We start from the raw sequence: 22,639 nt of genomic DNA on the forward strand, positions 1-22,639 counted from the left end.
GGTTTCACCGGTGGGAGCCGGTAGCGGGTGCGAAGGAGGTGAACGGCGAGATGGCTGATCGTGACGAACCAACCGGAGCGTTGGTCCGTCCATACGCCGTGACCCGTGGTCGTACCCGTCCCCGGCTCGACATCGCGCTGGAGGCGCTCGTCGAGACGACGGTGCGCGGCCGGGCCGCTGCCAATGGCAACGGCGGCCAGGGCCGCGAACACCAGTACATCGCCGCGCTGTGTGACGGTCGCGTGCAATCGCTCGCAGAGATCGCGGCGCGGATGCAGCTGCCGCTCGGTGTGGCCCGGGTGCTCATCGCCGACATGGCGACGGACGGCCTAGTCGCGGTCCACGAGCCGACCATTTTGGACGACTCCGACGACGCGGTGGGCACTGAACTGCTGGAGAGGGTGCTGAGTGGACTTCGCAGGCTCTGACATGTCGCACCGCCCACCGAACCCGAGTGGGCGCGTGACGTCGGCGAAGATCGTTATCGCCGGTGGATTCGGCGTCGGCAAAACGACGCTGGTCGGCTCGGTCTCGGAGATCACGCCGCTGACCACCGAGGCCATCATGATCTCTGCCGGCGTGGGCGTCGATGACACCCGGCAGGTGCCGGGTAAGACGACGACCACGGTGGCTATGGACTTCGGCCGGATCTCGATCGACCGTGACCTGATTCTGTACCTGTTCGGTACGCCGGGTCAGACCCGGTTCTGGTTCATGTGGGACGAACTGGTCCGGGGTGCCATCGGTGCGGTGGTACTGGTGGACACTCGCCGGCTGGCCGACTGCTTCGCGGCGATCGACTTCTTCGAGCACCGACGCCTTCCGTACCTGGTGGCGATCAACTGCTTCGACGGGATGCAGTACCACGACCCGCAGGACGTCCGGGACGCCTTGGCGATCTCAAGCGACGTGCCGGTGGTGGCCTGCGACGCCCGTAACCGGGAGTCGACGAAGCACGTGCTGATCTCGCTTGTCGAGTACGTGCTCACCATGCGCCGTACCCGCGCGGTGGCCCCGGCCTGATCGCCGTCGCAAGCCCGGTGGTGGCTCCGGCCGCCACCGGGCGTTTCGCGCTGTCCGCCGCACTGCTCGTGCCGGCGGGCCCCACGCCGCCCTCTGAAGATCTGGAAGCCGTCCGCCCCGCTCCGGGGTGGGCCGGCCCTCGGGTCTGCGCGGGGCGGCGTTTCCGTGCCGCTCGGCACCCATCCCGCTGACACGAGCGCGCCCCCGGTCGACCGACCGGGGGCGCGATTCGCGGGTGTGGAAGAGAGCTGACGGTCAGGACTGGTAACCGGCGGAGCGGTACTCGTACTCCCGGTCGTCGTCGCGGTCACCGTGGTCGCGGCTGAAGTCCCAGCCACCGGCTGCCTCGCGACCCGGCCGGCCGCCCACCGCGAAACCACCGATCTCCTGCCCGCGTCGCCAACCGCGGAAGTAGCCCGTGGTGTTTTCCGCAAGGCTTGCCGCATCACGCACTATCCGCAATGGGCGCTCCTCGCGCAGCGGGGAACCAGGGACCAGATTGGCCTGTGGCACGCGCTTGGGGAGCCCGGCGTTGGTCTCGGCACCCACCGCGGGGCGAGCTGCCTGCTCGGCGGCCTGCCAGCCCGTGTCGGCAGTTGTCGACCAGTCCAGGTCGGTCTCCTCGGCCTGCCCCACGAACCAGGCCGACTTGGTCTGGGCGAAGATCAGCAGGTCGCCGTCGCCCTCGTCGGCGACCGGCGGTGGCCGGTGCTCGACCGGGGGCTGCCGGTGCGGCAACGGTGGTGGCCGGTGCTCCACCGGGGGCGTTGGCCGGTGCTCGGCGGCACGGGTGGCTGCCCGGCCGTTCCGAGCGGCCTGCTCCCGGTCGACAAGCCGCAGCGGCGGCGTCTCCAGGTGCGGGTCCGCCGGCGGGTTGAGCCCCTCGCGCAGCGCCCGGTCAGCGAGTGGCGGTGGCTCCACCAGCCGCAGCATGGGCGGCTCCTGCGGCAAATCGTCCGCCAACCAGGGCGGGGTGACCCGACCGTCGGCGCGACCCGGGTCGGTCGGAGCCTCGATGCCGCGACTGCCGCCGTAGGAGTAGGGCGCCGGGTTGTTCGCCGGAGTGTCGGCCGGGTCCTCCGGGTTGTTGACGAGCGGCCAGTTGGCGCGGGAGCCGGGCGGCGCCGACTCCTGACCGGGCCGGGGTGCCGGCACCGGAATGCTCAGGTCGGTGGCGCTGAACCCGCCCGTCGGTGGCTCGTCGACCGGGCGTTGCAGGTGACTCGGCCGGGGCTCGCCGTTCGTCTTCGGCCGGGGCGGGATGACCGTACGCTGCCGTTCCGCCCGCGCGTGGTTGATCGCGGCGGTGGTGAGCGTCGGCCGGAACGGCTCACCGGCCTCGGCCGGCGGCACCAGACCCCGCTGCGCGGGTGCGATCGGGGTGATCCCGGGCGGCGGGGGAGGCGGCGACGAGACCGGTCGGTTGGTCGGACCGTCGATCCGGTTGGCGACCTGCTCACCGCGCCCGGGCAGGGTGGGCGGTTGCGGAGCGGCCATCGCTGCCGGGGCCATCGGCGCGGGTGCGACAGGCGGCGGCGTGACCGGCGGTGGGGCGACCGGTGGCGGCCCGAGTGGACGGGGCGACGCCAGTGGTGCGTTACCCGGAATCGGCTCGGGGCGGCTGCGGCGCCCGACGGCGGGCGCGGGCTCGACAGCGGGCGGGGTGGGTCGGACCGACCGCAGACCGGCACCGGTGCCGGCCAGACCTGTCAACTCGCCGACCGACTCGCCACGGCGGGCGGCGGCGCGGCGGCCAGGTGCCTGGTCCGGTGTGCTGACCCGGGAGTTGAGCGCGCTCACCAGCGCCTCACAGCCCGCGTCGCAGGCCCGCACGGAGGCGACGGCCTGGCGGACCGTCTCGGCCACCGCGGACGTGAGCGCCCGATTGACAGCGGCGCGGCGCGGCGTCTCGGAGATGGCGACCCGTAGCGCGGTGACCGCCTCGTTGATCTCCTCGGCGTCGGCGACTCCGTCGGCGGCGAGGTGCGCGGCTATCGCATCCGCCGCGACCGACACCTCACGGCCCCGGGCGACGGTGCCGCCGAGCATGCCCGGCTCGGGCAGCGCGTCAAGCACCGCCAGCGAGACCGGCTCGGCCGGGTCCGGGTACGCCCGCAGGGCCGCCGGGTAGAGCTCACGCAGCACCTCACGCAGCGCCACGGCCGCGGAGTGTCGACCGCTGGCCAGGGCGGCGTGGGCGGCGAGCACCTGCTTGTAGCCGGCGAGGTCCCGGGGTGCCGGCAGGGTGACGGCGGAGAGCGCGCCGGCCTGCAACGCGCGGGCCAAGCCGACGGCCCGTCGTTCGGCCGGAGGTGACTGCATCTCCTCCAGCGAGTCGTCGTCGGCGAACCGCTCGGCGAAGTCGTCCACCGAATCGTCGTCGGCGATGGCCAAGGGTCGACCCGCCGCGCTCAACAGCGACGTGACGGTGTGGTCGTCGCTGTCGGCGGCGATTGCCGCACCGCTCGGCCCGCCTGACCGCTCCACGAGCAGCGCGACGAGCTGGGCGTAGCCAGCGGCGTCGTCGCTGATCTCGCAGACATGCAGCAGACGGCCTGCGTCGTCGACCACAGCGGACGTCAGCGTCGAACCGGCGGAGGCCGGTCGGTCAGCCGGATCCGCCGAGGCCAGACCGCAGTAAACGCGCACGAGCGCCACGGCGTCGTCCTCCTCCCGGGACAGGTCTTTCCTCTGCCAGCAACTGATGCTCCCCGGTACGGGTCAGTCGCGCCAGTCCACCACCGCAGAGATCTTGCCGACAATGGTGCGCCAACCCAAACTCGCGGTCTGCGCTCCGATCTTCTTCAGCCGTCGCCGACCCATGAAAGCACCGATGCCACCGTTGGCGGTGGCCCGCAGTGCCTCGTCCAGGTCGTCGAGGCTGGAGCCGGCGGAGAGCATGTCCAGGACCGCAGGCAGCCGCAACGCGTACGAGATGTCACGTGCGATCTCGCCGGCCTCGATCAGCAGGGTCGAATCCCAGGTGTCGTGACCGCCGCGCAGGTTCTCCACGACCAGGTCGAGTTCGTAGGTGTCCTCGTCGAGTGGGGCGATGTCGGCCGGCTCCACCCGTTCGGCCAATTCATTCCAGCTGTCCAGTTGGGACAGATCGTTCGGCGCACCGGACCTGATGAAACTGACGAGCGACTCGGGGGTCTTGAACAGCAGCAGCTTGCCCTGGTTGCTGAGGAAGACCGGCACCTCCTCGTCGTCCGCCTCGTCCGGGACGTCCTCGTCGGCCTCGCCGTCGGCCTCATCGTCGGCGGTGGCGTCGGCGCGTCGGCGCGTCGCCTCGTCCTCGTCGCTGTCGGCGAACTCCTCGGCCAGCTCCTCGTCGAGGATGACTACCGTCTCGTCGTCCTCGTCCTCGACGACCTGGCGGCGGGCGAGGAACGGGTCGTCCTGGTCGCGTTCGGTCACATCGGTCGGGGTCAGCGAGCTGGCCGGCCGGTACGCCCGCAGCGTGAAGCCGGTGCCGGCGGGCAGGGCGATCTCCACCGGATCGATGCGCAGCTCGTCCCAGAGCGACCTGTCGACCGAAGCCGACGGGCGGTCCGTCTCCGCGGCCTCATCTGGCTCGGCCGCGCTCGTGGTGTCGTCGAGCTCTGGCTCGTCGGCGTCGGGCCGTTGGGGCGACTGGCGGGCCACGCTGACCTCCGTGTGCTTCGGGTTGCCCACCCGCCGGGGTCTCTGTCCGACGAGTGACTCTGGGCACATACCCTAGTCGGCAGACCTGGGTGGCCGATGCCCGCACCCCGGTGGTCGGCTGGTGCACGGGTTCGACCTGCTGGTAGCTGGCGCTGGCGGACGGGCCGCTCGACAAGTAGCGTAGCTACACATGAAGGCCCAGTCGTTGCACGGCCATCTCGACGCTCTGCTGCTCGCCGTGCTGGAGCAGGGCGAGCTGCACGGCTACGCCATCATCGAGGCGCTACGTGAGCGCAGTGACGGCAGCCTCGATCTGCCCACCGGCACGATCTATCCCGCGCTCCGTCGCCTGGAGCGTGCCGGGCACGTGGCGAGCACCTGGAGCACGGTGAACGGTAGGGAGCGGCGGACGTACCAGCTCACCGACTCGGGCCGACGGGCGTTGGCCGGAGAGCGCGCCGGTTGGCACGAGTTCCGACTGACAGTTGGCCGGTTCCTCGATCCCGGCAACCCACCCACCACCCCGGCCTGATCCCGCCGGCCGGCTGTTGTCGACCGACCGGGAGTGTCCGGCCCGCGTCCGACGCGGCAGGGCGGGGGTGGGCGGCGCGGCGGGGTGGCGCGGGTCAGCGGGCGACGGCCAGCAACCAGCCGCGCGTCGCCCGGGTGAGCGAGAAGTACGCAGCGCTGACCAGCACCGCGCCGATGATCATCGGTGGCCAGCTCAACGCCGCCTCCCAGAGGCTGAGTGACCAGCCGAAGAGGGCACACCCGGTCACCATGGCCAGGGCCAGCAGGCCGGTCAGGCCGGCGCCCACCGCGCGTTGCGCCACGACCAGGCCCGGTCGGGCCGACCGGGCGCTCGCCGCGACCACGAGCAGACCGGCCACCGAGAGCAGCAGCGTGCTCATCCAGATCCAGTCGACCGAGTTGGCGAGCAGCAGGTAACCGGCCGGCGGGCGCGGGCCGTCGCTCCAACTGGCCCCACGCCAGGTCAGGTCGCCGGCCGCCATCCCCACCCCGGCGACGGCAAGCATCCGGAGAGAGAGGCCCCGCAGCGCGCCCACGGCCAGCTCGGCCTGCCAGGAGGGCAGCAGTTGCGCCGGTGAGCCGAACTCGACAACCGCCCGCCGCTGCGCCTCGGTGGGCGGCACGCCGCTCTCCTGGTACGCCTCGACCGCGTCCCACAGCCCGTGCCGGGCCTCGGTCAGCAGGTCGGACTTGAGTCGCGCCGGACCCTGCAACCGGGCGGCCAGATCCCGCAGGTGCTCGTCGACAAACCCATCCTCACAGCGCGGCATGGCACCACCCTGCCACGGACACCGGAGCCCCGACGTCGGGGAGAACCCTGGTCCGTCCCCGAGCCGGTCAGGGTGCGAGCGCCAGGTAACCCCGTTCGGCCGCCGCCTGGAGCAGCCACTGGTCCCGGTACCAACCGTCGGTGGTGACCAGGTCGGCATGCCGGCCGCGCTGGATCACCCGACCGCCGTCCAGCACGACGATCTCGTCCAGGTCGGCGAGCCCGCTGAGCCGGTGGGTGATCAGCAGCACCGAGTGCCCGGCGGGGGTGGCGGCGAGGGCGGACGCGAGCACCGCGTCCGCGGCGGCCGGATCCAGCCCTTCGGTGGGCTCGTCCAGCACCAGCACCGGCGGTGCGGCGAGCAGTGCCCGAGCCAGCGCCAGCCGCTGCCGTTGGCCGCCGGAGAGTTGCCCGCCCTCCTCGCCGACGAGCGTGTCCCAGCCCGCCGGCTGGGCGCGTACCCACTCCAACAGGCCGGCCGCCGCGGTGGCCGCTGTCAACTCCTCCTCGTCGGCCCCGGCCCGCCCGAGCAGCAGGTTCTCCCGCACCGTGGCATGGAAGACGTACGCCTCGGCGAGTAGCCCGCCGACCGCGCGGGGCAACTCCTCCTCGGCGTACGCCGACAGGTCCCGGCCGTTCAGGATGACCCGGCCGGACACCGGCCGGACGGTGCCGGTCAGCACGGCGGCCACAGTGCTCTTGCCGGCGCCGCTCGGGCCCACCACCGCGATCCGCCGCCCGGCCGGCAGGTCCAGGCTGATGCCGTCGAGGGCGGGCGCCGCGCCGGCCCGGTACCGCACCGTCACGTCGTCGAAGCGCAGCTCGGCGGGCCCGGTCAGGTCGGTGCCGTCGCTCGGGGCCGGGCGCGTCGGGGGCCCGGCGTCGAGCAGGGCGGCCACCCGGGCCAGGCCGGGCCGCAGCTGGGTCCACTGTCGGGCCGCCGTGACGAGCGCCAGGGTCACCTCGACGGCGGCCAGCACCCCGACGGCCAGGACGCCCACCAGCACCCCGGGCACGTCGGCGGCCAGCGCGGCAAGCACCACCGCCGCGGCGGTCAACCCGGCGGTCAGCACCCCGGCCGCGTCCACAGCGAACCCGGTGGCGGCCAGCCGACGTTCCAGTCGGGCCAGCCGACCGGCGCGCTCCTCGGCGGCGTGCAGCGCACCGTCGGTCGCCCCGAACGCGGCCAGGTCGGCGGCGCCGTGGGTGAGGTCGACCGCGTCCGTGGCGAGTGCGCCGCGCAGCGGTGCCACCTCGGCCGCGCTGCGGCGGGTGACAGCGGTGGCCAGCGCGGGCAGCCCCACGCCGGCGACCAGCAGCCCGACGGCGAGCACTCCGGCGGCCGGCGGTGAGATCAGCGCGGCCCCGGCGACCGCCAGCACACCGACCAGGGCCGCGCCCGCGCCCGGGACCAGCACCCGCAGCAGCAGGTCCTGGACCGCCTCGACGTCGGAGACAAGCCGGCTCAGCACGTCTCCCGAGCGGTGCACGGCGCCGCGCCGGGCCGCGAGGGTGCCGAAGACCCGGGCCCGCACGTCGGTGATCATGCGGAGCACCGCGTCGTGCCCGGCGAGTCGTTCGGTGTAGCGCAGCACGCCCCGACCGATCGCCAGCGCCCGGACCGCGACGATCGCCACGGTGAGCCGGTCCAGCGGGGGTTGGCCGGCGGCGCTCATCAGCAGCCAGGTGGCAGTGGCCATCAGTGCCAGCCCGGCGAACTCGGTGGCCGCCGCGAGCAGCCCGGCACCGATCAGGCGGCCCAGGTAGGGCCGGGCCAGCCGCAGCACTGCCCGTTCGGCGTCGGCCCGCCCGCGCGGTGCCGGGTCGGCGACCCGCGTCGGGTCTGCCGGGCCAGGCCCGGGTGCCGCGCTCATCGGGGCGCCTTTCCGGCCGGCTCGGGGGTCAGTTCGGTGACCCGACCGTCCTCGACCCGCAGGATCCGGTCGGCGTCGGCGAGTAGCGCCGGTCGGTGGGCGACCAACAGCGCGGTCCGCCCGGCGACCAGCCGGCGGGTGGCGTCGAGCACCACCGCCTCGGCGGCCGTGTCCAGCCGGGCGGTGGGTTCGTCGAGCAGCACCAGCGGTGCGGCGCGCAGGAAGGCCCGCGCCAGGGCGACCCGCTGCCGTTGCCCGCTGGACAGCCCGTGCCCGCGTTCGCCGAGCAGGGTGTCCAGACCGTCCGGTAGGCCGGCCACCACGTCGTCCAGGGCGGCAGCGCGCACCGCCGCGGCCAGGACGTCGGGCGGGGTTTCCGGTGCGCCGAGCCGGATGTTGTCGGCGAGCGAGGCGGCGAAGAGGTGGGCCCGTTGCGGCACCCAGGCGAGCTGCCGGCGCCAGGCGTCCGGGTCGGCGGTGGCGAGATCGACCCCGCCCACGGTGACCCGGCCGCTGGTCGGTGTCACGAAGCCGAGCAGCAGGCCGAGCAGTGTGCTCTTGCCAGCGCCGCTGGGGCCGATGATGGCGATCCGTTCACCGGGTCGGATGGTCAGTGTGACGTCGCGCAGCGCGGTGGTCCGCTCGTACGCCACTGTCACCCCCTCGAACCGGATCTCGCCTCGCGCATCAGGGGTGGCGGCGCCCTCGGCGGCGCGGGGTGCGACGGGCGCGGCCGAGATGGTCAGCGCCTCGTCCAGCGCGGTGAGCCCCTCCATGCTGGCGTGGAAGCGGCTGCCCGCGGACCGCAACGGCAGGTACGCCTCCGGGGTGAGCAGCAGCACCAGCAGCGCGGTCTGCAGGGCCAGCCCGCCGCCGAGCAGCCGGATGCCGACCGGCACCGCGACCAGGGCCACCGAGAGGGTGGCGACAAGCTCCAGCACGAGCGCGGAGAGGAACGCGATGCGCAGCGTCTTCATGGTGGCGACGCGGTGCCCGTCGGCCATCCGGCGCACCACGTCGGTCTGTGCGCGGGCCCGCCCGAAGGCGCGCAGCGTGGGCAGCCCGGCGACCATGTCCAGGAAGTGACCGCCGAGCAGCGACAGCCGCCGCCACTGCCGTTCGGTGGCGGCCTGCGCCTGCCAGCCGAGCAGTGCGCCGAAGACCGGGATCAGCGGCAGGGTCAGCGCGATGATCACCGCTGAGCTCCAGTCGGCGAAGACGACCCGGGCCAGCACCGCCAGCGGCACTGTCACGCTGAGCACCAGCTGCGGCAGGTAACCGGTGAAGTACGCGTCAAGCGCGTCCAACCCGCGCCCAGCCAGGGTGGCGATCTCGCCGGCCCGCTGCCCGGCCACCCAGCCGGGGCCGTGCCGGCCGACCGCGCCGAGCAGGTCGGCCCGCAGCGTGGCCTTGACCGTTGCGGCGACCCGCGCGGAGACGGTGCCCTGCGCCCAGACCAGCGCCGAACGGGCGGCGACCGCGAGCACGAAGCCGGCCAGCGCCTGTCGGTCGAGCCGCCCGTCGACGGCGGTGGCAAGCACCGCCGCCAGCGCGGTGGCCTGCGCGACGATCAAGCCGGCGGTGAGCACCCCGAGCAGCGCGAGCACGGCGAGGTCGCGCCGGGCCGCGGGGACCCGGTGCAGCAGACGCCTGTCGAACGGACGGCGGTTCACCAGTACACCGGTGCCCTACTGTCGGTCCGTCCTCGGAAAACCCACAAACACATCGCCTGGAAGCCTAGTAGGGCCGGAAGTAGCGGCAGCGCCACCCAGCCCAGCAGCCGCAGGGTCGGTGCGCTAGCGGCGGCGTCGGCCACCGTCAGCGAGGCACCCGGATCGGTAGTGGACACCAGCACGTAGGGCCAGAGGGCGGCGCCGACAAGCACCACCGGCAGCGCCAGGGCCGCGCCGGTGGCGACCAGAGCCCACCCCGGCCGCCGCCGTGCCAACGCCGCGCGGGCCGCCAGCAGCGCCATCACGAGCAGCACCGGCAGGAGTACGGCCACCGTCGGCCGTTGGACCGCGTCGCGTACCCGGGCGGAGAGCACGCCCACGACGGTGGCCAGCGCGACAGCGGTGAGTGCCACCGGCACCAGTCGGCGGGCCGTGCGGCCGACAGCGGCGGCCTCGGCGGTCGGCAGTCGCAGGGTGAGGAAGGTCGCACCGTGTACCGCGACGAGCGTGACCATGGCCAGCCCGGCGGCGGCCGCGAACGGGGTGGCCAGGTGCGATATCCCGGCGACGTGCCCGTCGGCCTGGCGGGGCACGCCCTGGAGCAGCGCGGCGAGCACCGTGCCCCAGCCCAGTGCGGCAAGCGCGCTGCCGATCGTCACGATGCGGTCCCAGCGGGCGCGGACCCGCTCATCGGCGTTGCGGCTGCGCAGTTGCACCCCAGCGGTGACCAGGATGACGCCGACCAGAGCGCCGGCGACGGCCGGATAGCAGCCGGCGAGCAGTTCACCCTCCAGCACCGGAAACGCGCCGAACAGGATGCCCACGGCGGCCACCAGCCAGACCTCGTTGCCCAGGAAGAACGGGCCGAGGGCGGTGAGCGCGGCCCGCCGACCGGCCGGGCTTCCGCCTCGCGCGAGCAGCAGTCCAACGCCGTAGTCGTAGCCGGCGAGCACCAGGTAGGTGGCGAAGAAGAAGCCGAGTAGGGCGTACCAGGCGAGGTCCACTGTCTTCTCCTCAGGTGCTCAGACGAGGGCGGGTTCGGGGTGGGCCGACTCGTTCGGGGGCGCGGGTGGGCGGCCCAGCGCCGGGTCGGCGGCGCCTCGGGCGGCGTGCCGGGCGAGCAGCATCCAGTTGGTGACGGCGAGGGTGCCGAGCAGCAAGCTGAACCCGATCAGCGAGGTGAGCATCACCGGCGCGCCGACTCCGGAGACGGCCTGTTCGGTGGGGAGCAACCCGTACGCCACCCAGGGTTGGCGGCCGACCTCGCGGGCGATCCAGCCGAGGATCACCGCGACGAACGGCAGCGGCAGGGCCAGCAGGACCAGCCAGAGCGGGAAGCGCAGTCGGATGATCCAGTCGCGGAAGAGCAGCGGGAGCAGGAACCACACGCAGCCGAGGGTGAAGCCGATCAGGATCATGAAGCCCAGCCCGACGCTGGCCAGCACCGGCGGCGTGTAGTCGCCGGAGCCGAACCGGGCGGTCCACTCGGCGATCTGCGCCTGGGCCTCCGGGCTCTGGCCGCCGAATTTGGTGGGCTGTACCGCGCCGACCGGGCCGAACTGCGCGAAGCCGAAGCCCTGCACCATGGTGATCGCGAAGGCCGACGTGGTCACGCCGATCCGCAGCGAGGTGCGGAAGAGCGCGAAGTCCGGAGTGCGCCGGATCAGGTGCCAGGCGCTTACCGCCGCCATCAGCATTCCGCCCACCAGCAACGCCGCCGAGACCACGTGCCCGAACGCCATGCCGAGGCTGGGGTTGGTGAGCAGAGCGCCGAAGTCGGTGAGGTGGGCGATCCCGTCGCGGACCTCGTACCCGACCGGGTGCTGCAGCCAGGAGTTGGCCACCATGATCCAGAAGGCCGACGCGTACGCGGTGACCGCCACGCCCCAGAGCAGCGCCAGGTGGACACCCTTGCCGAGCCGGTGCCAGCCGAAGATCCACATCCCGAGGAACGTGGACTCCAGGAAGAACGCCACGAGCGTCTCGATGGCCAACGGCGCACCGAAGACGTTGCCGACGTAGCGCGACAGGCCACTCCAGTTCAGCCCGAACTGGAACTCCATCACGAGGCCGGTGACGATGCCGAGCACGTAATTGATCACGTAGAGCTGGCCCCAGAACCGGGTCAGCCGCTCCCACTTCGGGTTGCCGGTGAGCACCCAGGCGGTCTGCATCCCGACCAGCAGGGTGACCAGCCCGAGCGTGACTACCACGAACAGGAAGTGGATCGAGGTGGTGGTGGCGAACTGCAGGCGGGCGAGGAGCAGGGTGTCCATGGCCAGCTCTCCGTAGTGTTGGCTCCCTTGTCATAGGCACCCTACACGTAGCTTCACTACATGTCCGCCTACTACAACCTGTCGTAGAAAAGTTTACGACAAGCCGTAGTAGTTGTGCGTCCGGGAAGATCGCGCTCGATCCTGGATGTAGTGGCCTCGTCCGCCCGGGATGCCACTCGATCCTGGATCGAGCGCGATCTCGGGCCTGGGGGGCGGCACGCGCAGCGCAGGGCGCGGCGCGGGGCAGGGCGCGGCGCGGGTTGCAGGGCAGGGGCCCAGGCGGCCCCGCGTGGGGGTGCCGGGTCAGCTCAGGACAGGAAGAGGGTGATCGGGAGGGCGACAAGCGTGCTGGCGACCGCGAGGGCGGTTGCGCCGAGCACCCGGGGCGGCCGGTCGCTGACCAGAAGCCGCTGCACCCGTACGTCGAGATCCCGGTCGCCCACGCCCAACGCGCCGGCCGGGGTGATCCGGTGACCGGCGGCGGCGAACCGGCGCAGCGCGCCTGCCAGCGGCGCATCCGCGTGCAGCTCACGAGCCTTGTCGTCGGCGCGCATCTCGACAAGCAGGGCGACCCGCTCGTGGGCGTCGCGGACCCAGCCGAACCAGGGCAACGCCCGGCACAGCGCGGTGAACGGCAACAGCACCAGATCGTGCCGTTCGTGGGCGTGCGCCCGCTCGTGACTGAGCACCGCCGCCAACTCGGCGTGGTCCAGCAGGCTCAACGTGCCGGCACTCACCACCACCCGCGGCTTCACGCCGGGCAGGCAGTACGCGGCGGCGCTCGGGTGGTCGAGCACCAGCGCGCCGGGGGCGGCCGGGTCGTCCCGGGCGACAAGGGTGAGCAGGTCCCGGTGGCGGCGCTGGGCGCGTACGGTGCCGTGGATGCTGCGCACGGTAGTGGTGAGCAGCACCGCGCCGATGCCGAAGCCCACCCCGACCCCAGCCAGGTGGAAGGCGGTCTCCCCGACGGGCAGGGTGCCGTGCGCGAGATCGGAGGTCAGGGCGAGCAGCGCGCTCCCGGTCGGCAGGTCGTACGCGCTCAACCCGAGAGCCATCGGCAGACCCATCGCGGACAGGCCCAGCGCCAGACCGACGGCCTGCCAGCAGACGATCGCCACCCGGGGACTGCGCCACGTCCAGGTGGAGCGGGCCAGCACCTGAGCGGTCAGATAGCAGGCCAGCATGGTGGCGGCGAAGTGCACGGCGTACGCCATGGCGTGTGTCCTACCGCTCCGCTGCCTCGCCGGCGGGCCGGCGGCCCGCCGGCCCGTCCAGGCGGTCGGTCAGCTCGGAGCCGCCGTCGGCGGAACCCGGACCGGCCAGCCCGGCCTCGCTGCCCAGGGCCGCGCGCAGCACCTCGGCCTCGGTGCCAGTCACCGAACGGGCGAACCGCACGAGCGCGGCGTCCCGGCTGCCGCCGAGGTCGAGGGCGTCGAGCATGAGCTGGGCGATGTGCGCCTCACGGCTGGCCGCCGGCCGGTACCGCCAGGCCCGGCCCTCGCGTTCCCGCTGCACCATGCCCTTGCCGGCGAGCCGGTCCAGCACTGTCATCACCGTGGTGTACGCCAGCTCGCGACCGTCCAGCGCGTCGGCGACCTCGCGCACTGTCACACCGTCCGACGTGCCGGGGACCACGTCCCACAGCACGTCCATCACCGCACGCTCAAGATCGCCCAGCCGAGTCACGCCCCAATCCTACCCCCGGTAGTAGAACGCAGCTCACCCCCGACCCGAAGCCCGCGCCGCGCCCCCAAGATCCGCACCCCATGCGCCACGCACCCCAAGATCCGCTCCCGCGCGCGCCGCGCACCCCAAGATCCGCACAAGAACGGGGATGTTGTTGCCTCCAGCGCTCCGGAAGCAGCAACATCCCTGATGTTGCGTGAATCTTGGCGCGACCCGCCGCGACCCGCCGCGACCCGCCGCGGCGCGGCCCGGCGCGCGGCCCGACCCGGCAACCCCGTCGACCGCAAGCCGACCCGAGGCAACACCCGTGAGCTGACCCACCCGACGGGCCATGGCCACGTCAGGTTTTCCGGGGGAGCCCGCCCACGCAGGGATCAAGCCTGACCGCCCGGAGTGGGCGGGCTCCCCCGGAAAACCCCAAGGCCGAGAGACAGGCGATCACACCCCCTTGGGGTGCCACACCGTCTTGGTCTCCAGGAGCGCGGTCATCGGCGCCAGGCCCGGATCGGCGGACCAGTCGTGGTCGGCCGGGGCCGGTCGGAGCACCCGCTTGAGGTTCTCCGCAGCCTTGATCTCCAAGTCGGTGGCGAGCGAGGCGTCGGTCACCCCGGTCAGGTCGAGCGCGTTGACGTCCATGTGCGCGGCCAACGCCGGCACGGTCTCGGTGATCGCGCCGGTGAGGATGTTGACCACACCGCCGGGCAGGTCCGAGGTGGCCAGCACCTCGGCAAGCGTCACCGCCGCCAGCGGCTCCGACGGCGAGGCCGCCACTACCACCGTGTTGCCGGTGACGATCGCCGGGGCGATCACGCTGACCAGGCCGAGCAGTGCCGGGCGGTCCGGGGCGACCACAGCGACCACGCCCGTCGGCTCCGGGGCGGAGATGTTGAAGTACGGGCCGGCGACCGGGTTGGCGCCGCCGTACACCTGGGCGAGCTTGTCGGCCCAGCCGGCGTACCAGACCCAGCGGTCCACCGCCGCGTCCACCTCGTCGCCGGGGATGCCCAGGGCGACGAACTGCTCGCGGCGGCCCTCCAGCATCTCGGCGGCCCGGTAGAGGATCTGACCCCTGTTGTACGCGGTAGCACCGGCCCAGCCCTTGACGGCGGCGCGGGCGGCGACCACCGCGTCCCGGGCGTCCTTGCGGGAGGCCAGTGACACATTCAAGGACTGCACGAGATACGACCGTCCCGACTCGCTGCGCGGGAACTTCCCGCCGATGAAGAGCTTGTACGTCTTGCGTACCGCGACCCGCTCAGACATTGAGGTAGCCCTCCAGCCCGTGCCGGCCGCCCTCGCGACCGTAGCCCGACTCCTTGTAACCACCGAACGGCGAGGTGGGGTCGAACTTGTTGAACGTGTTGGCCCAGACCACACCGGCGCGCAGCCGGTCGGCCATCCACAGGATGCGGGAGCCCTTGTCGGTCCAGATCCCGGCCGACAGCCCGTACGGCGTGTTGTTCGCCTTCTCCACGGCCTCGGCCGGGGTGCGGAAGGTGAGCACCGACAGCACCGGGCCGAAGATCTCCTCGCGGGCGATCCGATGGGCCTGGGTGACGCCGGTGAAGATCGTCGGCGCGAACCAGAAGCCCTGCTCGGGCAGCTCGCACGGCGGTGACCAGCGCTCGGCGCCCTCGGCGGAGCCGGCGTCGGACAGATCGCGGATCCGCTCCAGCTGGGCGGCCGAGTTGATCGCGCCGACGTCGGTGTTCTTGTCCAGTGGGTCGCCGACCCGCAGCTGGGCCATTCGCCGCTTGAGCGACTCCAGCACCCGGTCGGCCACGTTCTCCTGCACCAGCAGTCGGGAGCCGGCGCAGCAGACGTGCCCCTGGTTGAAGAAGATGCCGTTGACGATGCCCTCGACGGCCTGGTCGATGGGGGCGTCGTCGAAGACGATGTTGGCGGCCTTGCCGCCCAGCTCCAGGGTGAGCTTCTTGCGGGTGCCGGCCACGGACCGGGCGATGGCCCGGCCGACGTCGGTGGAGCCGGTGAAGGCCACCTTGTCCACGCCGGGGTGTTCGACAAGGGCGCGGCCGGTGTCACCGGCGCCGGTGAGGATGTTGACCACACCGGCCGGCAGGTCGGCCTGCTGGCAGATCTCGGCGAAGAGCAGCGCGGTCAGCGGGGTCGTCTCGGCCGGCTTGAGCACCACGGTGTTGCCCGCGGCGAGCGCCGGGGCGATCTTCCAGGCCAGCATGAGCAGCGGGAAGTTCCACGGGATGACCTGCGCGGCCACCCCGATCGGCTGGGGGTTCGGCCCGAAGCCCGCGTGGCCCAGCTTGTCGGCCCACCCCGCGTAGTAGAAGAAGTGCGCGGCGACCAGCGGCAGGTCGACGTCGCGGGACTCCCGGATCGGCTTGCCGTTGTCCAGGGACTCCAGGACGGCCAGCTCGCGGGAGCGCTCCTGGATGAGCCGGGCGATCCGGTACAGGTACTTCGCCCGGTCCCGGCCCGGCATCGGACCCCACACCTTGTCGTACGCCGTGCGGGCGGCACGCACCGCGCGCTCCACGTCGGCCGCGCCGGCCTCGGCGATCTCGGCGAGCACCTCCTCGGAGGCGGGGTTGATCGACTTGAAGCTGCCGCCGTCGGTCGGGTCGACGAAGGCACCGTCGATGAACAGCCCGTACGAGGGTTTGAGGTCCACCACCGAGCGGGACTCGGGGGCGGGGGCGTATTCGAACATCGGCTATCAGTCCAGGGTGAAGTAGTCGGGACCGGAGTAGACGCCGGTCGTCAGCTTGGTGCGCTGCATCAGCAGGTCGTTGAGCAGGCTGGACGCGCCGAAGCGGAACCAGTCCGGGTCGAGCCAGTCCGGGCCGACTGTCTCGTTGACCATCACCAGGTACTTGATGGCGTCCTTGGTGGTCTTGATGCCACCGGCGGGCTTCACGCCCACCTGTCGTCCGGTGGCCGCCCGGAAGTCGCGGACCGCCTCCAGCATCACCAGGGTCACCGGCATCGTCGCCGCTACCGGAACCTTGCCGGTGGAGGTCTTGATGAAGTCACCGCCGGCCAGCATGGCCAGCCACGAGGCGCGGCGCACGTTGTCGTACGTGGCCAGCTCGCCGGTCTCCAGGATGACCTTGAGGTGGGCGTCCCCGCAGGCCTCCTTGGTGGCCACGATCTCGTCGTAGACCTCCTGGTACCGCCCGGCCAGGAACGCGCCACGGTTGATCACCATGTCGATCTCGTCGGCGCCGGCCGCCACGGCGGCCCGGGTGTCGGCCAGCTTGATCTCCAACGGCGCCTGACCCGAGGGGAAGGCGGTGGCGACGCTGGCCAGGTGGACTGCGGATCCGCGCAGCACCTCGGCGACGTACGGGACCATCGCCGGGTAGACGCAGACCGCGCCGACGTGCGGGCAGGACGGGTCGGCCGGGTCGGGGCGCAGCGCCTTCGCGGCCAGCGCGCGCACCTTGCCCGGGGTGTCCGCCCCTTCCAGGGTGGTCAGGTCGACCATCCGGATCGCCAGGTCGATCGCCTGGGCCTTGGCGGTGGTCTTGATGGATCGGGTGCCGAGCTGTGCCGCCCGCTGCTCCGCGCCGACCTGGTCCACGCCCGGTAGGCCGTGCAGGAAGGTCCGCAGAGCGGTCTCGGATCGTCCCAGCTCGGAGAGCTCCGACCGGGCCGACGTCGTTGTCGCCGTCATGCCCAGAAGTCTACGCACGGAACCCCTGAGTGATCTTGGTCACGGTTGGCCCGACGTGAGCGGCGTCGCCGGTCCGACCGCACCCGCACCAGCGCGCCGAACGGACCGGTAGGTTGAGCGATCGTGGACGTACACGTCATTGACCACCCGCTGGCCCAGTCGAGACTGACCGCCATGCGGGACGCGCGCACCGATTCCTCGACGTTCCGGGCCGCCCTGCACGAACTGACCACCATGCTGGTGTACGAGGCGGCGCGCACCTTCCCCGTCGAGCGGTACCCGGTGCAGACGCCGGTCACCAGCACCGAGGGCACCCGGCTGGCCAACCCGCCGCTGCTCGTCCCGGTGCTGCGGGCCGGTCTGGGCATGGCGGACGCCGCGCTCGGCCTGCTGCCGGAGTCCTCGATGGGCTTCGTCGGCCTGGCCCGCGACGAGGAGACCTACAAGCCGCGCGCCTACATGGAGTCGCTGCCCCGGGATCTGGCCGGGCTGCCGGTGCTGGTGCTGGACCCGATGCTGGCCACCGGTGGCTCGCTTGAGCACTCCTGCCGGCTGCTCGCCGACCGGGGCTGCACCGACATCACAGTGCTCTGCGTGCTCGCCGCGCCGGTCGGCATCGAGCGGCTGGAACGCTCCGGCCTGCCGCTGCGCCTGGTCACGGCCTCGATCGACGAAGGGCTCAACGACCGCATGTTCATCGTCCCCGGCCTCGGGGACGCTGGCGACCGCCAGTTCGGCGGCATGCCCCGCTTCTGAGAACCGCACCCGGTCGGCACCGGGTCGGGCGGGTCCGTGCGCAGTCGTGCACGGACCCGCTACCGTCTCCGGCCATGACTGGTGTTGCGCTCGCCGAGGAACTGTTGCTCCTCGCCTACGACGACACGACCGGCAAGGCGACCATGCCGCGAATCAGCCTGGACCTGGGCATGGCCGCCGCGGTGCTGGTCGAGCTGGCCCTGGCCGGCCGGATCGCGTACGCCGACGGATCGTTGGCGATGATCGACCCCACGCCCACCGGCGAGCCGGTCGCCGACGAGGTGCTCGGCCGGATCGCCGCCGACACCCCGCACACCCCGGCCTCCTGGGTGCAGCGCCTGCGGCACGGACTGCGCGACCGCATCCTCGGTGACCTGTGCGCCCGGGGCGTCGTGCAGGACGTCGACGAGACCGAGTTGGGCTTCATTCACGTACACCGGTATCCGGTGGTGGACTCCTCGGTCGAGGCGGAGACCCGGCAGCGGCTGGCCGACGCGCTCACCGGCGCGGCGGCCCCGGACGAGCGGACCGCCGCGTTGGCCACCCTGGTCGCGGTGCTGCGGATGGAGTCCGCGCTGGGGGTGAGCGGCGAGGAGGCCGCCACCGCCCGCCGGCGGTTGGAGGAGATCGCCACCGGTGCGGGCTTCTCCGGTCAGGTGAGCACCGACGACTCCGTGGTCCGCCCCTCGGTCGGCCTGGTCGTCGCCGCCCTGGCCACGGCGGTCGACGCGGCGCTCGGCAAGCGCGCCTGACCGCCGGGCCAGCCCGCCTCCGCTGTTCCCTTTGCTCTGCTTCAACCCACGCAACACAAACGGCTGCCGGGTGTTGCCTCCGCTGAAGCAGAGCAAAGGGGGCAGGACAGGGAGGTGGGGTCGGTCGTGGTCAGATGCCGAGGGCGGCGGCGACGTCGGCCCGCAACCGCGCGACCGCCGCGCCGGCCCGGCTGCGCGCGGCCGCGACATCGCCGTCCGGCACCGGCTCCACCACCTCGAGGTACGCCTTGAGCTTCGGCTCGGTCCCGGAAGGGCGGATCACCACCCGGGCCTCCGCGGTACGCAGGATCACCACGTCCGCCTCGGGTAGCAGGTCCCGGACGCTGTCGACAGGTTGCCCGAGCAGGGTGGTCGGCGTGGCCGCCCGGATCCGGGCCATCGCGTCGGTGATCACCCGCAGGTCGTCCACCCGGACGGAGAGCTGGTCGGTGTGGTGCACGCCGAACTCGGCTGCCAACTCGTCAAGCCGGTCGGTGAGCGTGCGGCCCTGCGTCTTCAGCCCGGCGGCCAACTCGGCCACTGTCAACGCGGCGGTGATGCCGTCCTTGTCCCGGACGTGCTCCGGGGCGACGCAGTAGCCGAGCGCCTCCTCGTAGCCGAAGACGAGCGGCGTGCTGCCACCGCCGGCCCGCACGATCCACTTGAAGCCGGTAAGTGTCTCGTCGTAGGGCAGGCCCCGCGCCGCGCACATCGCCCGCAGCAGTGACGACGACACGATGGTGGTGGCGTAGAGCCCGGTCACCCCACGGCGCATCAGGTGGTCGGCGAGCAGCACGCCCACCTCGTCGCCCCGCAGCATCCGCCAGGTCTGCCCGTCGCCCACGCTGTCGCGGACGACCACCGCGCACCGGTCGGCGTCCGGGTCGTTGGCGATGGCGAGGTCCGCGCCGGTGGAGTCGGCAAGGGCGATCAGTCGGTCCACCGCACCCGGCTCCTCCGGGTTGGGGAACGACACGGTGGGGAACGCCGGGTCCGGTTCGGCCTGGTCGGGCACCACACCGGGGGTCGGGAAACCCGCGCTGGCGAACGCGGCGGTGAGCACGGCCGCGCCCACCCCGTGCAGCGGGGTGTACGCCACAGTCAGGTCCCGGGGCCCGTCCGGGTCGATCACCGCGGTGGCCCGTTCGACGTACGAGGCGACCAGGTCGTCGCCGAGCACCTGACCGGGCCCGCCGAGCGGCACCTGGGTCAGCGGTCCGACCGACCGGATGGCCGCCTCGATCCCGGCGTCGGCGGGCGGCACGATCTGCGCGCCGGCGCCCAGCTCCCCGCCCAGCTCCGCGCCGAGGTAGACCTTGTAGCCGTTGTCCTGCGGCGGATTGTGGCTGGCCGTGACCATCACTCCGGCGACCCCGCCGAGGTGACGCACGGCGTACGCCAGCACCGGGGTGGGCAGCGGGCGGGGCAGCAGCAGCGCCGGACGGCCAGCGCCGGTGGCCACCTGGGCGGTGCGTTCGGCGAACTGCCGGGAGCCGTGCCGAGCGTCGTACCCGATCACCAGCGGGCCGGTGCCACCCTGGGCCGCGAGCCAGGTGACCAGGCCGGCAGCGGCCTGGGTGACCACGGCGAGGTTCATGCCGTTCGGGCCGGCGCGCAGCGGACCGCGCAGGCCGGCCGTGCCGAAGGTCAGCGGGCCGGCGAACCGGTCGGCCAGCTCCGGGGCGCTCGCCGGCAGCCCGTCGAGTACCGCCGTCAGCTCGTCCCGGCTCGCCGGGTCGGGGTCGTCAGCCAGCCAGCGCCTGGCTTGCTCGCGAATGTCGTCGATGTCAGTGGTGTCCGCCGCCATGCCCCTTGATAGCACGACGGCGGATCACCGCTGCCGGTTCCCTCGGCTCAGCCGTCGCCGGTGAGCTGGAACGTGCGCACCATCTCGTCGAAGATCGGCTTGCTCTCCGCGAACTTGGCGTCCGTGGCGGTCAGGTAGAACGAGTACGCCTTGCCGCCCTCGGCCACGCCACGCCAGACGCCGTGCCGCATGACGTCGCCCTGGCCGCAGGTGTATTCGAATTCGGCCGCCGGCTTGCTGGCCAGCTCGGTCTCGGCGGCGTTGATCTGCTGGTACGGCTTGACGCAGGAGGTGCTCCTGGTCTTGAGACCGTTCTCCGCCGTCTCCGCCCAGCGGTTGGAGTCGGTCGACCACTTCTCGGTGATGATGCGGACCTTGCGGCCGCTGTCCTCCGGGTCGATGTAGTCGGTGTACGTAGGGCCGGTGGCCTTCTTCCAGCCCTTCGGCACCATGACCTGGATGCCGCGGGCCGCGTGCTCCTGCATCTCGACCGGGGGAGCCGCCGGGGCGGACGCGGTGGGCAGCGCGGCCGGGGTGCTCGGCGGCGGGTCGTCGCCGCTGGACAGGGCCACCACGGTGAGTAGCAGCACGACGACCAACCCGCCGGCCGCGGCGAGCTGCGTCTTGCGAGGCCAGCCCTGCACCGTGCGGACGAGCTGACCACCGGTGGCGCGGACCTTGCCGAGCGCGCCGCCGTCCGAAGCGGCGGGCGGGGTGGCCCAGGGCTGACCGGTGCCCGGCACCGACCACTGGTTGCCGCCACCGTAGGTGCCGCCGACGCGCTGGGTGGCCTCCGGCGCGCCGCCGTATCCGACCTGCTGGGTGGCCTCGGCCGGGCTGCCGTAGCTGACCCGCTGGGTGGCGTCCGGGTGCCCGCCGGCGTCCACCCGCTGGGTGGTGTCGGCGCTGCCACCGTAGGTGCGCGCGGAGAGCGGCCGGTCGGGGCCGGGCATCGCGCCGGTGGGCGTGTGCAGCGGACCGGCCAACGCGTCGGCGCTCGTCTCGTCGAACCCGGTGGCACCGGCCGACGCGGCCGGCCGTGGACGCTCACCCCGGCGTAGCGCGGCCAGCCGGTCGGTAAGGGACTCGTTCGGGGCCAGCATCGCCGGGCCACCGATCTGGTTGTCCGACTTCGGCTCTGCCGCAGGCGGCGGGAGGACCGGCACCGGGCGTTGCTGCACCGGCACCACCGCGTACGGGTCGGTGACCGAGTGCACAGCGGTGGCGGTGCTGCCGAGCGGGCCGGCGAGCAGCTCGCGCAGCATGGCCCGGGAGGTGTGCACGTCCAGCCGGCGGGCCGGGTCCTTTTCCAGCAGGCCCATCAGTACGCGGGTCAGCGGCCCGCTGCGCTGCGGCGGGGCCGGTGGGTCCTCGACCACCGCGTGCATGGTCTCGATCGGGTCACCCTTGTCGAACGGGGGACGCCCCTCCACCGCCGTGTAGAGCGTCACCCCGAGCGAGAAGAGATCGCTCGGCGGGCCGAACTCCTGGCCCATGGCCCGCTCGGGCGAGATGAAGTGCGGCGAGCCGAGCACCATGCCGGGGGTGGTGAGCTGCACGTCGGTGGGCATCCGGGCGACCCCGAAGTCGGTGAGCACGCACCGCCCGTCGGAGCAGATCAACACGTTTGCCGGTTTGACGTCGCGGTGCAGCACGCCGATCGCGTGCGCCACCTCCAACGCGCCGAGCAGCGCTATGCCGATCTTGGCGACGGCGCGGGGTGCGACCGGCCCGTCCTCGATCACCATGTCGGCGAGGCTGCGGGCGTCCAGCAGCTCCATCACGATCCACGGCCGACCGGCCTCGGTGACCACGTCGTACACCTGCACCACTGCCGGGTGCTGGATGGCGGCGGCGGCCCGCGCCTCGCGCAGGGTGCGTTCGTACATGGCGTCGCGGTCGCTGGGGGCCAGCCCTGGGGGCAGGACGACCTCCTTCACCGCCACGTCGCGGCGCAGCAGGGTGTCGGTGGCACGCCACACCGTGCCCATGCCGCCGTTGCCCACCGAGGACCGCAGCGAGTACCGGTCACCGATGGTGGTGCCGGGTGCTGCGCGGCCGTTGGCGGGACTTACCGGTCCGCCGCTCCACGTCGGGATCTGAGTCACAGAAAAGCCACCGGGGGAAATCGAGGGGGCTGGGACACAACCCCCCTATCTTGCTGGTTCCGACGCCTGATGCGAAAGCCGACG

19 protein-coding genes are annotated in these 22,639 nt (G+C 72.8%); 5 read left to right on the top strand and 14 right to left on the bottom strand.

Annotated features, from left to right (window positions below; translation table 11 throughout):
• Positions 1–50: 50 nt before the first annotated feature.
• A complete protein-coding gene (locus AB0B86_RS13595; protein ID WP_030329021.1) occupies positions 51–428 on the top strand; it encodes a DUF742 domain-containing protein in 378 nt (125 codons plus the stop codon).
• Between the two features lies 1 nt (position 429).
• Entirely contained in the window at positions 430–1,023 is a 594-nt protein-coding gene (locus AB0B86_RS13600; protein WP_357418005.1) for an ATP/GTP-binding protein, read from the top strand.
• A gap of 255 nt (positions 1,024–1,278) precedes the next feature.
• Here AB0B86_RS13600 and AB0B86_RS13605 read toward each other — a convergent pair whose 3' ends face one another.
• Complete coding sequence (locus tag AB0B86_RS13605) at positions 1,279–3,705, bottom strand: transposase (protein ID WP_357403763.1); 2,427 nt, start codon at positions 3,703–3,705, stop codon at positions 1,279–1,281.
• A 39-nt stretch (positions 3,706–3,744) separates the two neighbouring features.
• Positions 3,745–4,701 carry a DNA primase gene (locus AB0B86_RS13610; RefSeq protein WP_357403739.1) on the bottom strand — a complete coding sequence of 319 codons (957 nt, stop codon included), beginning with the start codon at positions 4,699–4,701 and terminating at the stop codon, positions 3,745–3,747.
• A gap of 160 nt (positions 4,702–4,861) precedes the next feature.
• Here AB0B86_RS13610 and AB0B86_RS13615 point away from each other — a divergent pair, with 160 nt between their 5' ends.
• Positions 4,862–5,203, top strand: coding sequence for a helix-turn-helix transcriptional regulator (locus AB0B86_RS13615; RefSeq protein WP_357403737.1), 342 nt, complete (start codon positions 4,862–4,864; stop codon positions 5,201–5,203).
• 94 nt (positions 5,204–5,297) lie between these two features.
• Here the strand turns inward: AB0B86_RS13615 and AB0B86_RS13620 are convergent, their stop codons facing one another.
• The 10 genes from AB0B86_RS13620 to deoC form a co-directional block, all read right to left on the bottom strand.
• Positions 5,298–5,972, bottom strand: coding sequence for a permease prefix domain 1-containing protein (locus tag AB0B86_RS13620; protein WP_357403735.1), 675 nt, complete (start codon positions 5,970–5,972; stop codon positions 5,298–5,300).
• A gap of 67 nt (positions 5,973–6,039) precedes the next feature.
• Positions 6,040–7,845, bottom strand: coding sequence for a thiol reductant ABC exporter subunit CydC (gene cydC, locus AB0B86_RS13625; RefSeq protein ID WP_357403733.1), 1,806 nt, complete (start codon positions 7,843–7,845; stop codon positions 6,040–6,042).
• Complete coding sequence (cydD, locus tag AB0B86_RS13630; RefSeq protein ID WP_357418007.1) at positions 7,842–9,518, bottom strand: thiol reductant ABC exporter subunit CydD; 1,677 nt, start codon at positions 9,516–9,518, stop codon at positions 7,842–7,844. The genes cydC and cydD overlap by 4 nt, the downstream gene beginning before the upstream one ends.
• Complete coding sequence (locus tag AB0B86_RS13635; RefSeq protein WP_357403729.1) at positions 9,515–10,522, bottom strand: cytochrome d ubiquinol oxidase subunit II; 1,008 nt, start codon at positions 10,520–10,522, stop codon at positions 9,515–9,517. Before AB0B86_RS13635 ends, cydD begins: the two co-directional genes overlap by 4 nt.
• A gap of 18 nt (positions 10,523–10,540) precedes the next feature.
• Complete coding sequence (locus AB0B86_RS13640) at positions 10,541–11,794, bottom strand: cytochrome ubiquinol oxidase subunit I (RefSeq protein WP_357403727.1); 1,254 nt, start codon at positions 11,792–11,794, stop codon at positions 10,541–10,543.
• Between the two features lie 308 nt (positions 11,795–12,102).
• Entirely contained in the window at positions 12,103–13,008 is a 906-nt protein-coding gene (locus AB0B86_RS13645; protein WP_357403725.1) for a M56 family metallopeptidase, read from the bottom strand.
• A 10-nt stretch (positions 13,009–13,018) separates the two neighbouring features.
• The gene (locus tag AB0B86_RS13650) at positions 13,019–13,480 is read right to left on the bottom strand and encodes a BlaI/MecI/CopY family transcriptional regulator (protein WP_357403723.1); all 462 of its coding nucleotides are present in this window, start codon (positions 13,478–13,480) and stop codon (positions 13,019–13,021) included.
• A 438-nt stretch (positions 13,481–13,918) separates the two neighbouring features.
• On the bottom strand, positions 13,919–14,743 hold the full coding sequence (locus AB0B86_RS13655) for an aldehyde dehydrogenase family protein (protein ID WP_357403721.1): 825 nt from the start codon (positions 14,741–14,743) through the stop codon (positions 13,919–13,921).
• On the bottom strand, positions 14,736–16,166 hold the full coding sequence (locus AB0B86_RS13660; RefSeq protein WP_357418010.1) for an aldehyde dehydrogenase family protein: 1,431 nt from the start codon (positions 16,164–16,166) through the stop codon (positions 14,736–14,738). Before AB0B86_RS13660 ends, AB0B86_RS13655 begins: the two co-directional genes overlap by 8 nt.
• Before the next feature lie 6 nt (positions 16,167–16,172).
• Positions 16,173–17,132 carry a deoxyribose-phosphate aldolase gene (gene deoC / locus AB0B86_RS13665; protein WP_357418012.1) on the bottom strand — a complete coding sequence of 320 codons (960 nt, stop codon included), beginning with the start codon at positions 17,130–17,132 and terminating at the stop codon, positions 16,173–16,175.
• Positions 17,133–17,255: 123 nt separating this feature from the next.
• Between deoC and upp the strand changes: the two genes are divergently transcribed.
• Positions 17,256–17,888 carry a uracil phosphoribosyltransferase gene (upp, locus tag AB0B86_RS13670; protein WP_357403715.1) on the top strand — a complete coding sequence of 211 codons (633 nt, stop codon included), beginning with the start codon at positions 17,256–17,258 and terminating at the stop codon, positions 17,886–17,888.
• Between the two features lie 74 nt (positions 17,889–17,962).
• Entirely contained in the window at positions 17,963–18,640 is a 678-nt protein-coding gene (locus AB0B86_RS13675) for a GPP34 family phosphoprotein (protein ID WP_357403713.1), read from the top strand.
• Positions 18,641–18,770: 130 nt separating this feature from the next.
• Here AB0B86_RS13675 and AB0B86_RS13680 read toward each other — a convergent pair whose 3' ends face one another.
• Positions 18,771–20,447, bottom strand: coding sequence for a phospho-sugar mutase (locus AB0B86_RS13680; RefSeq protein ID WP_357403711.1), 1,677 nt, complete (start codon positions 20,445–20,447; stop codon positions 18,771–18,773).
• A 47-nt stretch (positions 20,448–20,494) separates the two neighbouring features.
• Positions 20,495–22,555, bottom strand: a complete 2,061-nt coding sequence (locus AB0B86_RS13685; RefSeq protein WP_357403709.1) for a serine/threonine-protein kinase — start codon at positions 22,553–22,555, stop codon at positions 20,495–20,497.
• Positions 22,556–22,639 lie beyond the last annotated feature (84 nt).

The sequence above is a fragment of the Micromonospora sp. NPDC049047 genome (genome assembly GCF_040649135.1).
Classification (GTDB): Bacteria; Actinomycetota; Actinomycetes; order Mycobacteriales; family Micromonosporaceae; genus Micromonospora.